This is a genomic window from Blastomonas sp. AAP53 (assembly GCF_000331245.1).
In the GTDB taxonomy this organism is placed as follows: Bacteria; Pseudomonadota; Alphaproteobacteria; order Sphingomonadales; family Sphingomonadaceae; genus Blastomonas.
On sequence record NZ_ANFZ01000009.1, the window covers coordinates 265,453 to 279,773 of the forward strand.

General features: G+C 61.5%; 15 protein-coding genes. 13 read left to right on the forward strand and 2 right to left on the reverse strand.

Translation table 11 applies throughout. The features are described from left to right. From nuoG to D618_RS0108245, 12 genes are all read left to right on the forward strand, one after another. Entirely contained in the window at positions 1 to 2,019 is a 2,019-nt protein-coding gene (gene nuoG / locus D618_RS0108190) for an NADH-quinone oxidoreductase subunit NuoG (protein WP_017671020.1), read from the forward strand. Beyond that, positions 2,016 to 3,059, forward strand: coding sequence for an NADH-quinone oxidoreductase subunit NuoH (gene nuoH / locus D618_RS0108195; protein ID WP_017671021.1), 1,044 nt, complete (start codon positions 2,016 to 2,018; stop codon positions 3,057 to 3,059). The genes nuoG and nuoH overlap by 4 nt, the downstream gene beginning before the upstream one ends. Positions 3,060 to 3,063: 4 nt before the next feature. Further along, positions 3,064 to 3,543 carry an NADH-quinone oxidoreductase subunit NuoI gene (gene nuoI / locus D618_RS0108200; protein ID WP_017671022.1) on the forward strand — a complete coding sequence of 160 codons (480 nt, stop codon included), beginning with the start codon at positions 3,064 to 3,066 and terminating at the stop codon, positions 3,541 to 3,543. Positions 3,544 to 3,650: 107 nt separating this feature from the next. After that, positions 3,651 to 4,265, forward strand: a complete 615-nt coding sequence (locus D618_RS0108205; protein ID WP_017671023.1) for an NADH-quinone oxidoreductase subunit J — start codon at positions 3,651 to 3,653, stop codon at positions 4,263 to 4,265. Next, positions 4,262 to 4,567 (forward strand): NADH-quinone oxidoreductase subunit NuoK, encoded by a 306-nt coding sequence (gene nuoK, locus D618_RS0108210; protein WP_017671024.1) that lies wholly within the window; start codon positions 4,262 to 4,264, stop codon positions 4,565 to 4,567. Before D618_RS0108205 ends, nuoK begins: the two co-directional genes overlap by 4 nt. A gap of 5 nt (positions 4,568 to 4,572) precedes the next feature. After that, positions 4,573 to 6,570: an NADH-quinone oxidoreductase subunit L gene (gene nuoL / locus D618_RS0108215; protein WP_017671025.1), complete on the forward strand. Its 1,998-nt coding sequence runs from the start codon at positions 4,573 to 4,575 to the stop codon at positions 6,568 to 6,570. A 1-nt stretch (position 6,571) separates the two neighbouring features. Beyond that, positions 6,572 to 8,113: an NADH-quinone oxidoreductase subunit M gene (locus D618_RS0108220; protein ID WP_017671026.1), complete on the forward strand. Its 1,542-nt coding sequence runs from the start codon at positions 6,572 to 6,574 to the stop codon at positions 8,111 to 8,113. Beyond that, positions 8,113 to 9,576, forward strand: coding sequence for an NADH-quinone oxidoreductase subunit NuoN (gene nuoN / locus D618_RS0108225; RefSeq protein ID WP_017671027.1), 1,464 nt, complete (start codon positions 8,113 to 8,115; stop codon positions 9,574 to 9,576). The genes D618_RS0108220 and nuoN overlap by 1 nt, the downstream gene beginning before the upstream one ends. A gap of 14 nt (positions 9,577 to 9,590) precedes the next feature. Then, positions 9,591 to 10,283, forward strand: coding sequence for a biotin--[acetyl-CoA-carboxylase] ligase (locus D618_RS0108230; protein ID WP_343207530.1), 693 nt, complete (start codon positions 9,591 to 9,593; stop codon positions 10,281 to 10,283). 32 nt (positions 10,284 to 10,315) lie between these two features. Continuing rightward, positions 10,316 to 11,092, forward strand: a complete 777-nt coding sequence (locus D618_RS0108235; protein WP_026091445.1) for a type III pantothenate kinase — start codon at positions 10,316 to 10,318, stop codon at positions 11,090 to 11,092. Between the two features lie 4 nt (positions 11,093 to 11,096). Further along, entirely contained in the window at positions 11,097 to 12,773 is a 1,677-nt protein-coding gene (locus tag D618_RS0108240; protein ID WP_017671030.1) for a ribonuclease J, read from the forward strand. A gap of 31 nt (positions 12,774 to 12,804) precedes the next feature. Further along, positions 12,805 to 13,083 (forward strand): DUF1467 family protein, encoded by a 279-nt coding sequence (locus D618_RS0108245; RefSeq protein WP_017671031.1) that lies wholly within the window; start codon positions 12,805 to 12,807, stop codon positions 13,081 to 13,083. An 85-nt stretch (positions 13,084 to 13,168) separates the two neighbouring features. Here D618_RS0108245 and D618_RS0108250 read toward each other — a convergent pair whose 3' ends face one another. Further along, complete coding sequence (locus tag D618_RS0108250) at positions 13,169 to 13,423, reverse strand: hypothetical protein (protein ID WP_017671032.1); 255 nt, start codon at positions 13,421 to 13,423, stop codon at positions 13,169 to 13,171. A 168-nt stretch (positions 13,424 to 13,591) separates the two neighbouring features. Here D618_RS0108250 and D618_RS0108255 point away from each other — a divergent pair, with 168 nt between their 5' ends. Further along, positions 13,592 to 13,801 (forward strand): cold-shock protein, encoded by a 210-nt coding sequence (locus D618_RS0108255; protein ID WP_017671033.1) that lies wholly within the window; start codon positions 13,592 to 13,594, stop codon positions 13,799 to 13,801. 62 nt (positions 13,802 to 13,863) lie between these two features. Here D618_RS0108255 and D618_RS19675 read toward each other — a convergent pair whose 3' ends face one another. Then, positions 13,864 to 14,250 carry a hypothetical protein gene (locus D618_RS19675; protein ID WP_238550622.1) on the reverse strand — a complete coding sequence of 129 codons (387 nt, stop codon included), beginning with the start codon at positions 14,248 to 14,250 and terminating at the stop codon, positions 13,864 to 13,866. Positions 14,251 to 14,321: the final 71 nt, after the last annotated feature.

Sequence of the window (14,321 nt, forward strand, 5' to 3'; positions counted from 1 at the left end):
ATGCCTAAGCTTACCGTAGACGGGATCGAGGTCGAAGTCCCCCAGGGCGCAACCGTGCTGCAGGCCTGCGAGGCTGCTGGCAAGGAGATACCGCGTTTTTGCTATCATGAGCGGCTGAGCATCGCCGGCAACTGCCGAATGTGCCTGGTCGAGGTGAAGCCCGGACCGCCCAAGCCCCAGGCGAGCTGCGCTTTGCCCGCGATGGATAACCAGGAAGTCCGCACCAACAGCGATATGGTGAAGAAGGCGCGCGAAGGCGTCATGGAATTCCTGCTGATCAACCACCCGCTTGATTGCCCGATCTGCGATCAGGGCGGCGAGTGCGATCTGCAGGACCAATCGGTTGCCTATGGTCGTGGCGGTTCGCGCTATGACGAGAACAAGCGCGCGGTGACCGAGAAGTACATGGGACCCATCATCAAGACGGTGATGACCCGGTGCATCCATTGCACCCGCTGCGTGCGCTTTGCCGAGGAAGTGGCCGGAACCGAGCAGATCGGTGCGGTCGGTCGCGGCGAAAACATGCAGATCACCAGCTATCTCGAAAAGGCGGTATCTTCCGAGCTTTCGGGCAATGTCATCGATCTGTGCCCGGTCGGCGCGCTGACCTCGCGGCCTTACGCCTATGAGGCGCGGCCGTGGGAGCTGAAGAAGACACTGGGCATCGATGTGATGGACGCGGTCGGCACCAACATCCGCTTCGACAGCCGGGGCAGGGAAGTGCTGCGCGTGCTGCCGCGCGTCAATGACGACGTCAACGAGGAGTGGGCGCACGACAAGACCCGCTATGCGGTCGATGGCCTGATGCGCCGTCGTCTCGACAAGCCTTTTGTCCGCCGCGACGGCAAGCTGGTCCCGGCCAGCTGGGCGGAGGCCTTCCAGGCGATTGCGGACGTCAACGCCGGGTCGAGCGTCGCAGCGGTTGCAGGCGATCTGCTCGATTGCGAAACGATGTTTGCCGCGCGCGAACTGCTCGGCCTGATGGGCTCGAAGCTGATCGAGGGCCGTCAGACCGGCCTCAAGTACGACGTATCCAGCTTCGCTGCGGTCAACTTCAACTCGACGCTCAACGGCATCGAGACCGCCGACGCGATCCTGCTGGTCGGCACCAACCCGCGCTGGGAAGCGCCTTTGGTCAACACCCGCATCCGCAAGGCGATCAAACATGGCGCCAAGGTCTATGCGATCGGCGAACAGATCGATCTGACCTACAAGGTCGAGTGGCTGGGCAACGACATGGGTCTGCTCGCCAAGCTGCCCGACGCCGTGGCCGAGGTGCTCAAGGGTGCCAAGCGGCCCGCGCTCATCATGGGCGGCGGCGCGCTGGCGGTCGAAGGTGCGCATGGCGCAGCTCTGGCGCTGGCCGAGACCTTCAACATGGTCCGCGATACTGAGGACGGTGCCTGGAACGGCTTCAATGTGTTGCACATGGCGGCATCGCGCATGGGCGGTCTGATGCTCGGCTGGGCGCAGCCGGGCGGCATCGCCGATCTGGTCGCCGCCAAGCCGAAGCTGCTGTTCGCGCTGGGTGCCGACGAGGTGGATTTCAGCCAATTCGATGCCAGCTGCAAGGTGTTCATCGGTCATCATGGCGACAAGGGCGCAGCAGCGGCGGATGTGATCCTGCCCGCAGCAGCCTATCCCGAAAAGAACGGCACCTATGTTAATGTCGAGGGCCGGGTGCAGATGAGCGACAAGGCCGTGTTCGCGCCGGGCGATGCCCGCGAGGACTGGTCGATCTTGCGCGCGCTGTCTGAAGTGCTGGGCCACAAGCTGCCGTTCGACAGCTTTGTAGAATGCCGCGCGGCGATGATCGCTGCGGTTCCGGCGCTGGGAGTCGAAGGGCTGGCATCGTTCGATTGGGCACCGCCCAAGCTGGCGGCGAATGCAAGCGGTCCGGTCGGCTATCCGATCAAGGACTTCTATCTGACCAACGCCATCGCCCGCGCCTCTGCGACGATGCAGCGCTGCTCGGCTGAACTGCTGCACGGCGAAGAAATTCTGGAGGCAGCAGAATGACCGAGTTTTTCCAATCCACGCTCGGCATGGGCTGGGGCTGGTTCGTCGCCAACCTCATCCTGATCCTGCTGATCGCGCTGCCGGTGATGCTGTCGGTGGCGATCGTGATCTATTTCGACCGCAAGATCTGGGCCGCCATGGCGCTGCGCCGTGGCCCCAACGTGGTTGGACCGTTCGGCATCCTGCAGAGCTTTGCCGATGCGGCTAAGGTGTTCCTGCAGGAAACGATCATTCCTTCGGGCGCCAACAAGGGCCTGTTCCTGCTTGCGCCGATCATCACCTTCACCGTGGCGCTGCTGTCGTGGGCGGTGATCCCGTTCGATCAGGACATGGTCCTGGCAGACATCAACGTCGGCCTTCTCTACATCCTCGCGATCAGCTCGCTCGGCGTGTACGGCGTGGTTATCGCCGGTTGGGCGTCGAACTCGAAATACCCGTTCTTCTCGGCTCTGCGCGCAGCTGCCCAGATGATCTCGTACGAAGTTTCGATCGGCTTCATCATCGTCACCGTGGTGCTGTGGACCGGCAGCTTCAACATGAACGACATCGTCGAGGCGCAGCGCGGTCATGGCCTGGGTTTCGTCAACTGGTACGGCTTCAACCTGCTGCTGTTCCCGATGGCGGTGATGTTCCTGATCTCGTCGCTGGCGGAAACCGCGCGCGCGCCGTTCGACCTGACCGAGGCTGAAAGCGAGCTGGTTGCGGGCTATCAGACCGAATATTCGTCAATGGCCTTCGCGCTGTTCTGGCTGGGTGAATATGCCAACGTGCTGCTGATGTGCACGCTCAACGCGGTGCTGTTCTGGGGTGGCTGGCTGCCGCCGGTCGATTGGGCGCCGCTGTATGCGATCCCCGGCATCTTCTGGCTGATCCTCAAGATCTCGGCGTTCTTCTTCATTTTCAGCTGGGTCAAGGCAACGGTCCCCCGTTACCGCTATGACCAGCTGATGCGGCTCGGCTGGAAGGTCTTCCTGCCCATCTCGCTCCTGTGGATTTTCCTGGTGTCGGGATACCTGATGCTCACCAGATACGGGGTCTGAAGTCATGTTGCAGACGATCAAGGCGTTCACGCTCTATGAGTTCGTGAAGGCACACGCGCTGACCTTGAAGTATTTCTTCAAGCCCAAGGCGACGATCAACTATCCGTTCGAAAAGAACCCGCTTTCGCCTCGGTTCCGTGGCGAGCATGCTCTGCGACGCTATCCCAATGGGGAAGAGCGCTGCATCGCATGCAAGCTGTGCGAGGCCGTGTGCCCGGCACAGGCGATCACCATTGAGGCCGAACCGCGCGACGACGGCAGCCGCCGTACGACGCGCTACGACATCGACATGACCAAGTGCATCTATTGCGGTTTCTGTCAGGAAGCCTGCCCGGTTGACGCGATCGTCGAAGGGCCGAACTTCGAATATGCGACGGAAACCCGCGAGGAACTGATCTACGACAAGGGCAAGCTGCTAGAGAATGGCGACAAATGGGAACGCGCCATTGCCGCCAACCTTGAAGCCGATGCCCCTTATCGTTAAGGCGCACTCGAATTCGATTCACGCATGGCTTTTGACCCGCTGGGAGAGGCGGGGCGAGGGCCGGACACCAGACCTGCTCGATTGGGCGCATCGGGGGCTGTAAAGCTTTGATCCAGATATTTGCCTTTTACCTGTTTGCATCGGTGGTGATAGCCAGCGGTGCGTTCACGATCCTGGCTCGCAACCCGGTGCACTCGGTGCTCTGGCTCATTCTCGCGTTCTTCAACGCGGCGGGGCTCATGGTGCTGATCGGTGCCGAGTTCATCGCGATGCTGCTGGTCATCGTGTATGTCGGCGCGGTCGCGGTGCTGTTCCTGTTCGTCGTGATGATGCTCGACATCGATTTTGCCGAGCTGCGCGGCGGCTTCATGAAGAACCTACCGCTGGGCCTCGCGCTCGCCGCAGTGTTCCTTGCCGAGCTGATCTTCGGCATCGGTGCGTATCAGGCCGGCAACATTGCGCTGGGCGAGCATGCGCTGAACCCCGCGCGGATGGGCGCCAGCAACATCCAGGCAGTGGGTGAGCTGCTCTACACGCGTTATATCTTCCTGTTCGAAAGCGCCGGGCTGGTGCTGCTGGTGGCCATGGTCGGTGCGATCGTGCTGACACACCGCAAGCGCGTCGGCGTTCGTCCGCAGAACATCGCTTCGCAGGTGCGTCGTCGTCCCGAGGACGCGACACGCAACACGCAGCCCGTCGTCGGTGAAGGGGTCGACCTGTGATTGGTATCGAGCATTATCTCGTGGTCAGCTCCATCCTCTTCGTGATGGGCGTGCTGGGCATTTTCCTCAACCGCAAGAACGTCATCATCATCCTGATGGCCATCGAGCTGATCCTGCTGGCGGTGAACATCAATCTCGTCGCGTTCAGCGTCTTCCTGGGCGACATGGTGGGGCAGGTCTTCGCGATGTTCGTGCTGACGGTCGCCGCTGGCGAAGCAGCTGTCGGGCTTGCGATCCTTGTCATCTACTTCCGCGGCCGCGGCACGATCGCGGTTGACGACATCAACCAGATGAAGGGTTGAAGCACATGGCCATTACCCTCATCGTCTTCCTGCCGCTTCTGGCAGCGATCATTGCAGGCCTGGGCAACCGGATCATCGGCAATGTCCCCGCCAAGGTCGTCACCACGCTGGCGCTGTTTGCCGCTTGCGGTCTCAGCTGGCCGATCTTCATCGGTTTCCTGAACGGGTCGAGTACCGAATATGTCGTGCCGGTCCTCTCCTGGCTGCGCTCGGGCGACCTGCAGTTCGACTGGGCACTGCGCGTTGACACGCTGACCGCGGTGATGCTGGTCGTCGTGACCTCGGTTTCGGCGCTCGTTCACCTGTATAGCTGGGGCTATATGGACGAGGATCCCGATCAGCCGCGCTTCTTTGCGTATCTGTCGCTGTTCACCTTTGCCATGTTGATGCTGGTGACCGCTGACAACCTGGTGCAGATGTTCTTCGGTTGGGAAGGCGTGGGCCTTGCCTCGTACCTGCTGATCGGTTTCTGGTTCCGCAAACCCAGCGCCAATGCCGCCGCGATCAAGGCGTTCGTCGTCAACCGCGTCGGTGACCTTGGCTTCATGATGGGCATCTTCGGCACCTTCCTGGTGTTCGGCACCGTGTCGATCCCTGCGATCCTCGCGGCTGCGCCGGGCATGGAAGGCGCGACGATCGGTTTCCTGGGCAACCGGTTCGACCTGATGACCGTGCTGTGCCTGCTGCTGTTCATCGGTGCGATGGGCAAGTCGGCGCAGCTCGGCCTGCACACCTGGCTGCCCGACGCGATGGAAGGCCCGACGCCGGTGTCGGCGCTGATCCACGCGGCGACGATGGTCACCGCCGGTGTGTTCATGGTCTGCCGTCTGTCGCCGATGTTCGAGGCCAGCCCGACTGCGCTCACCGTGGTGACGGTGGTCGGTGCCTGCACCGCGCTGTTCGCCGCGACCGTCGGCCTGGTGCAGACCGACATCAAGCGCGTCATCGCCTATTCGACCTGCTCGCAGCTGGGCTACATGTTCTTTGCCGCAGGCGTGGGCGCCTACAGCGCGGCGATGTTCCACCTGTTTACGCACGCCTTCTTCAAGGCCTTGCTGTTCCTGGGTGCCGGTTCGGTGATCCACGCGATGCACCATGAACAGGACATGCGCTATTATGGTGGCCTGCGGAAACACATCCCGCTGACCTTCTGGGCGATGATGGCGGGTACGCTCGCAATCACCGGCGTCGGCATCGTCGGCGTCGCAGGCTTTGCCGGCTTCTATTCGAAGGACGGCATCATCGAGGCGGCGTTCGCCAGCGGCACGCAGGTTGGCCAGTTCGCGTTCACCATCGGTGTGGTCGCAGCCCTGCTGACCAGCTTCTACAGCTGGCGTCTGATGTTCCTGACCTTCTTCGGCAAGCCGCGCTGGATCCAGTCCGAGCATATCCAGCACAGCGTCCACAAGACGCCCGAGCAGGCAGGCGCGGACACCACCGGCGGCTATCACCCGCACGAAAGCCCGATGCCAATGCTGTTTCCGCTAGGAATGCTGACCGTCGGCGCCATTGCAGCCGGTTTCGTCTTCCACCACTCCTTCATCGATGCCGAACATGGCGCTGCATTCTGGAACGGCAGCCTTTTCTTCGACGCGCACCTGATGCACGAAATGCACGAGGTTCCGTTGTGGGTGAAGCTGGCGTCGACCGTCGCAATGCTGATCGGCCTGATGACCGCGATCCTGATGTATCTGGTGAACAACACGCTGCCGGCCAAGGTCGCAGGGGCGCTGTCGCCGATCTACAAGTTCTTCCTCAACAAGTGGTACTTTGACGAGCTGTACAACCACATCTTCGTCAAGCCCAGCTTCGCGCTCGGCCGCTTCTTCTGGAAGGTCGGCGATGAGGGGACGATCAATCGCTTCGGTCCCGATGGTGCTGCCGTGCTGGTGGCCTCTGGCAGCCGCATGGCGGTGAAGCTCCAATCCGGTTTCCTTTATAGCTATGCTCTGGTGATGCTGCTTGGCCTTGTGGCCGCACTCACCTGGCTGATGGTGCGCTGACATGAACGATCTGGGCTTTCCTATCCTGTCGCTGATGCTGGCCGTGCCGATGGCAGCGGCTATCGCCTGCCTGTTCGTCAGCGCCAACACTGCGCGCTGGCTGGCGCTGATCGCCACCTTGGTCGATCTGGCGCTGGGCATCGTGTTGTGGATGAACTTCGACATTGGCGGCGCACAGTGGCAGTTCGTCGAGCGCGCTGCGCTGTTCGACCGGTTCAGCTGGGCTTTGGGTATCGATGGCATCGCCTTGATGCTGATCATGCTCTCGGTGTTCCTGATGCCGATCTGCATTGGCGCGAGCTGGGAAGCGATCCAGACGCGTGTCGGCGAATACATGGCTGCGTTCCTGCTGATGGAAGTGCTGATGATCGGCGTGTTCGCCGCGCAGGACATCTTCCTGTTCTACATCTTCTTCGAAGCCGGCCTAATCCCGATGTACCTGATCATCGGCATCTGGGGTGGTGCGAACCGCATTTATGCCAGCTACAAGTTCTTCCTCTACACCCTGCTCGGATCGGTGCTGATGCTGATCGCGATGTTCTGGATGGTGAACGAGGCGGGCACGTCGGATATCCCGACACTGATGGCCTATGACTTCCCGCTGGAAGCACAGTCCTGGCTGTGGCTCGCGTTCTTCGCCAGCTTCGCGGTCAAGATGCCGATGTGGCCGGTGCACACCTGGCTGCCTGATGCGCACGTTCAGGCGCCGACCGCAGGCTCGGTGATCCTCGCCGGCGTGCTGCTCAAGATGGGCGGCTATGGCTTCATCCGCTTCTCGCTGCCGATGTTCCCCGATGCGTCAGTCGATTACATCTGGCTGGTGTTCGCGCTGTCGATGGTCGCGGTGGTCTACACCTCGCTGATCGCGCTGGTGCAGAGCGACATGAAGAAGCTGATCGCCTATTCGTCGGTCGCGCATATGGCGATCGTCACCGTCGGTCTGTTCGCGTTCAACCGCCAAGGGCTTGAAGGCGCGCTTGTCGTGATGCTCAGCCACGGTCTGGTTTCGGGCGCCTTGTTCCTGTGCGTTGGCGTGATCTACGATCGGCTGCACACGCGTGAGATCGACCGTTACGGCGGCCTGTCGATCAACATGCCGCGCTATGCTTTGCTGTTCCTGCTGTTCACCATGGCCTCGATCGGTCTGCCGGGCACCAGCGGTTTCGTCGGCGAATTCCTCTCGCTGGTCGGCGTGTACGAAGTGTCGAGCTGGGTCGCGATCGTGTCGACCACCGGCATCATCCTGGGCGCTGCGTACATGCTCTATCTCTACCGCCGCGTGGCCTATGGCGTGATCAAGTCCGATGACGTTGCCGCGATGCCTGACCTGACCAAGCGCGAGATCGCCCTGTTGCTCCCTATCGCGATTGTCGTGCTGTGGATGGGTGTCTACCCTGAAAGCTTCATGGCACCGATGCGCAAGGATGTCGGCGCTCTCGAAGCCCGGCTTGCCTCGGCCAAGCCGGTTGGCGATGCCCAGGTCAAGCTCGGCGCCACCCCCGTTCTATCGCCCGCAGCCCATGCTGAAGAAGGCCATCACTGATGAATTACGCGCTCTGGTTCCAGCTGGCCTCGCCGGAAATCCTTCTCAGTGCCTCGGGCCTCGTCGTGCTGCTGATTGCGGCATGGGGTGGGGTGCAGTCGTTGCGTCTGGTGAGCATCCTCACCGTGACTGCGCTGTTCGGCGCGCTTGCGCTGTCGCTCAACTTCCTGTTCGATCCGGCCTTTGCCGAGGGCGCGGATGCGTTCTACGGCCAGTACCGCATGGACCGCTTCGCCTCGCTATCTAAGGTGCTGGTGTTCCTTTCGGCAATCGGCTGCATCATCGTGGCGCCCAAGTTCTTCGCGCGCGGAAACATGATGCGCCCGGAATATCCGGTGCTGATCCTGTTCGCGACCATCGGCATGGGCCTGATGGTTTCCGCGGTCGACCTGCTGACGCTGTACATCGGTCTCGAAATGCAGAGCCTTGCGGCTTACGTCCTCGCGAGCTTCCTGCGCAGCGATGATCGTTCGGCAGAAGCGGGTCTCAAGTATTTCGTGCTCGGCGCATTGGCGAGCGGCATCCTGCTGTTCGGCATGTCGCTACTGTATGGCTTTACCGGAACCACCAGCTTCATCGGTATCCAGACGGCCTTTGGCGATGGCGTATCGACCGGCGCATTGTTCGGCATCGTGTTCGTGCTGTCGGGCCTGGCGTTCAAGATCAGCGCCGTGCCGTTCCACATGTGGACCCCCGACGTCTATGAAGGCGCCCCAACGCCGGTGACGACCTTCTTCGCCACCGCACCCAAGGTTGCTGCGCTCGCGCTGACCATGCGCGTCGCGATCGAGGCGTTCGGCGGTCAGCAGGCCGTCTGGCAGCAAATCGTGATCTTCGTGGCTCTGGCCTCGATCATTCTGGGTGCCGCTGGCGCTATCGGCCAAACAAACATCAAGCGGCTGCTCGCCTATTCGTCGATCAACAACGTCGGCTTCATGCTCATCGGTCTCGCTTGTGGAACCCCTGAGGGCGCGTCGGCGATGATGACCTATCTGATCATCTATGTCGCGATGACGCTGGGCAGCTTCGTCTGCGTTCTGGATCTGAACGATCGCAACGGTGCGCCCGTCGAGGACATCGGCAAGCTAGCCGGCCTCTCGCGGACCCGCCCGGGCCTCGCGGCAGCACTGGCCGTCTTCATGTTCAGCCTTGCCGGCATTCCGCCGCTGTTCGGCTTCTGGGGCAAGTTCGTGGTGTTCGATGCGGCTGTGGCGGCTGGCCTGATCCCGTTGGCAGCAATCGGTATTGCCGCTTCGGTGATTGGGGCGTTCTATTACCTCAAGGTGATCAAGGTCATGTACTTCGATGAGCCCGCTGACGTGATTGCGCCCAGCGATTCACCCGCGCGCATGACGCTGGTGCTCATGACCGCACTGTTCTGTTCGCCGCTTGGTTATTTTGCGACACTGGCGCTCAGCCCTGTCACGGCAGGCGCTGCCAAGGCACTGTTCTGGTCAGCCTGATCGAAACGGTCGCGCTGACGGCCTCCACCAATGCCGATATGCTGGCGCGGGGCGATGCTGGTGCAGCAGAGGGACTTTGGCTCAGGGCAGAGCAGCAGAGCGGGGGCAGGGGCCGGCTGGGTCGGCAATGGCTGAGCCCGCTTGGCAACCTGTATTGCAGCACCCTGGTCCGTCTGCAGGCAGATGATCCGCCCGCGCATCTGCTGGCATTTGTGGCTGGGCTGGCGGTGCTCGATACCGCTTTGAGCATTCTGCCCCAATGTGGTGCGCGATTGAAATGGCCCAATGACGTTCATGTCGATGGTGCCAAGCTGGCCGGCATATTGCTCGAGCGGCGGCGCGACGTCGTCGTGGTCGGCATCGGCCTGAACGTCGCGCTGGCGCCGGAAATTCCAGGGCGCACGGTCACCTGTCTGCGCGATCAGGGCGCGATGGCGCAGATTGATGCGGCTGCGGTGATCGAGCTGCTGGCCGAGCGGTTTGCCGCGCGATTGCTGCAGTGGCGCGCGACGCCACCTGCAACGCTGCTTGAAGTCTGGTGCGCCGCCGCGCATAAGCCGGGCGAAGCGATGGCTGTCCAGCGGGGGCCGGATGACCGGATCGACGGAGTGTTCGACGGGCTGTCGTCCGATGGTGCGCTGCGGCTCCGCCTGGCAGATGGCCGGGTCGAGACGGTCAGCGCCGGGGATGTGCATCTTGTCGGGTGATCTGGGTTTCCTGCTTGTAGAGGGTGGTCAACATGCTGCTTGCCATTGATGTCGGCAATACCAATGCCGTGTTTGCATTGTTCAACGGACAGACGATCAAGACCCGCTGGCGCATCTCGACCGATGCGCGGCGCACGGCGGACGAATATGCGGTATGGCTGAACCAGCTGCTCGCGCTGGAGGGTTTTGTCCGGCAGGATATCGCCAATGTCATCATTTCGACGGTGGTTCCGCGCGCTCTCCACAATCTGCAGGTGCTGTCGCGCAAGTATTTCAACGTCGAGCCGCTGATTGCCGGTGTGGAACCTGCCGATTGGCGGATGCAGATCGATGTCGACGAGCCCAAGTCGCTGGGGGCCGATCGGGCCGTCAACAGCATCGCTGCGCATGCCCTGCATGGCGGCGACCTGATCGTCATCGACTTTGGCACGGCAACCACGTATGACGTGGTGGATTATACCGGTGCGTACAAGGGCGGAATTATCGCGCCGGGGATCAACCTGTCGCTCGACGCGTTGGTCAACGCTGCTGCCAAGCTGCCCCGCATTGCGGTCGAAATACCCGGGAACGATGGTTCGGTCATCGGGCGCAATACCGAAGACCAGATGCAGATCGGTGTCTTCTGGGGATATGTCGCCATGATGGAAGGCCTGGTCGCAAGAATGCGGGCTGAGATTGGTCGTCCCGCCAAGGTTATCGCGACCGGTGGTCTGGCCGTGCTGTTCGATCAGCACACAACGATATTTGATGCGGTCGAACCCGACCTGACGCTACAGGGTTTGGCCATGATTGCCGAAAGGGCATTTTGATTACATGAAACCCGGAAAAGAACTGTTGTTCCTGGCCCTTGGCGGGTCGGGCGAAATCGGCATGAATGCCAACCTGTACGGCTGTGACGGCAAATGGGTCATGGTCGATCTGGGCATGACGTTCAGCGATCCCGCCTATCCGGGGGTGGAACTGGTATTCCCTGACCTCGAGTTCATCGAGGAGCGTTCGGACGATCTGCTGGGCATCGTGCTGACGCATGGCCATGAAGATCATATCGGCGCGTTGCCCTATCTGGCGGCGGACCTGGGTGTGCCTTTGTACGCCACGCCGTTCACCGCAGACCTGATCCGCCGGAAACTGGAGGAGCAGGGGCTGGTCAAGGACATCCAGCTCAATGTCATCGAGAACGAAGGCAGCCTGCAGTTGGGCCCGTTCGGCTTCCGTTATCTGCCGCTGGCACATTCGATCGCCGAAGGTAACGCGCTGCTGATCGATACGCCTTATGGCCGCATCTTCCATACCGGCGACTGGAAGCTCGATGACGAACCGGTCATCGGTGTTCCCTCGACGCCTGCTGCGCTGAGCGCGTTGGGCGACGAAGGCATATTGGCGCTGGTCTGCGATTCCACCAACGTGTTCAATCCCGAAAGCTCAGGGTCGGAAGGCGATGTTCGCGATGCACTCATTGCCGCCGTCAAGCCGCTCAAGGGCCGCGCGCTGATCACCACCTTTGCTTCCAACGTCGCACGCCTGCACACGCTGGGTGAGGTTGCCAAGGCGACCAACCGGCAGCTGTGCGTCGCCGGGCGTTCGCTCGACCGGATCATCGCGGTGGCCAAGGCGAACGGCTATCTGCACGATCTGCCTGATCTGGTGGATTTTGACACTGCAATGGGCCTGCCCCGCCGCGAGGTGCTGGTCATCGCCACTGGCGGCCAGGGCGAGCCGCGCGCCGCATTGGCGCGCGTTGCCGAGGGCAATCACCAGATCAAGCTGGAGAAGGGCGATACCGTCCTGTTTTCATCGAAGGTTATCCCCGGCAACGAGATCGCGATTGGCCGGATTCAGAACAAGCTCGCTGCCGATGGCGTGCAGATGGTTACCGATCGCCAGGCCGATATCCATGTCTCCGGTCACCCGGGCCGTCCGGAACTGGCGGAGATGTACCGCTGGATCAGGCCGAAGGTGCTGGTTCCGGTGCATGGCGAGATGCGCCACATGACCGAGCAGGCACGCTTCGGGCTGGAGCAGGGCATCGCCCATGCCGTGGTCCAGAAGAACGGCGATCTGGTTCGTCTGGCCCCCGGCAAGCCCGGCGTGATCGGGCAGGAACGTTCGGGCCGTCTGGTGCTGGATGGCGATGTGATCCTGCCCGCCGATGGCCTGACCATGGGCGAACGCCGCAAGCTTGCGGTCAATGGCCAGGTAAGTGTTGCGGTGGCGCTGGATGGCCGGGGTCGCCTTGCCGGCGATCCGGTGGTGCGTCCCCTGGGGCTGCCGGTTGAGGATGACCTCGAAGCCTTTATCGCAGAAACGGTGCAGGACGTCCGCGATGCGATCGAAAAGCCCTCCTCGGCCAAGCCAAAGGGCAAGGGTGGGCGTCAGACGGGCCGGGAAGACAATGTGCAGGAGGCGATCCGGCTTGCCGTCCGCCGTGCCGCCACCCGCTGGACGGGAAAGAAGCCGGTCGTCACGGTCTTGATGATCCAGGCCGGCTGACCTATTTTGCCGTGATGACAGGACGAAACGCATGAGCTGGACAAGCATCGCAGCGATCTATCTGCTGTTCTGGGTCATCACCGCGTTTGTGGTGATGCCTTTTGGCGTGCGGACTGCAGAAGAGCTCGGGATTGAAAAGGTGCGCGGTCAGGCTGACAGCGCACCGGGCAATTTCAAGCCTCTGCGCGTCATCGCCATCACCACCCTCATCTCGGCAGCTGTCTTCGGAATGTTCTATGCCAACTATCTGAACGGGTGGATTGCACCTTCGGACGTGAACATTTTCGGCAAGCCGCCTGGGGTTGATTAAGCGCAATTCCCTTATTTTGCGGGATTTGCGTTTAGCGCGGGACTTTCAGGGCTGATCGTGTTACATAGGTTGCATCGCGCGAACCTTACTTCAAGCCTACGCGCGACTGAGAGACCTGCGGCATGCCGCTCCACGCTCTTGCTTGTTCAGCAATAAGAGCGACCTTTTGCCCAATCTCAATCAGCTGTTTGAAAATCTTCACATCGCCCACCTGCGCGCGCTTCATGCGCCTGGCGCGGGTGAGCGCGATGAGCAGCGTCAGCATGCAGAGCTTCAGGCCGCCTTGCTGCACGCGCACGTTTACCCACAGCCCGGCAGTTTCCTGCCCGGCTGAGACCATTGGAACCGGCGGCAGGTCTCTATGAGACCGCGCTGGTTCTGTTCTTCCCTAGCAATGGCCGGAGCCGGGCGTTGCAGGGGTCGCAATCGAACTTCCGGCTCCAACTCCGCAGGGGGAACAATCCGTTTTTTGTGCGGCCTCCTGCGTACTACTCTTAAGGAAATGACTATGCCGATTGGCACCGTAAAGTTTTTCAACGCCGACAAGGGCTATGGCTTCATCCAGCCCGATGACGGCGGCAACGACGCATTCGTGCACATCAGCGCGGTTGAAGCGTCGGGCATGCGTACGCTCGATCGCGACCAGCGCGTGAACTTCGAGCTGGAACAGGATCGTCGTGGCAAGATGGCGGCTGTCCGCCTTTCTGCTGCAGCCTGAGGCTGACAAACCATCTGCGGGGCGGCCTTATCGCCGTCCCGCAGCTGGGCCTGCGTATTCGTTTACGCCGGTATAATCTCTTTGGCATCGACGACCCAGAGAATAGGGATCGGGAGATACTGGAGAGACTTTTGTGCGATCACGCCGTCACGCGTGAGAGAGGCGAAGCCTTGCTCCGGCTGTGCGATCAGCCAGAGCTTGTGCCCTCTGATATTCTTGCTGATGCGCGATGGCAGCCGAGCAGCCACGTCAGGCGACATGTCGCCTTTGAAGGCCGTCAGCTTTACAGCAAATTGCTGAGTGATGAACGCGACCATGTTGAGCCGGATCGATCTTGAAGAAACGGAGCTGTTCCCGTTGGCTTTCGACGCTGCCATCGATTTGGCCGCGCATGGCTTGACGACGCACAACTGAACGAGCGATCCCTTCGCGATCAAGGATGCGCTCACCAAAGAGCCGCATCGCGCCGCGTAATGAGCGTCTTCCATCTCGTTCGCGTCAGAAGGTTTTCCCGCCGCCA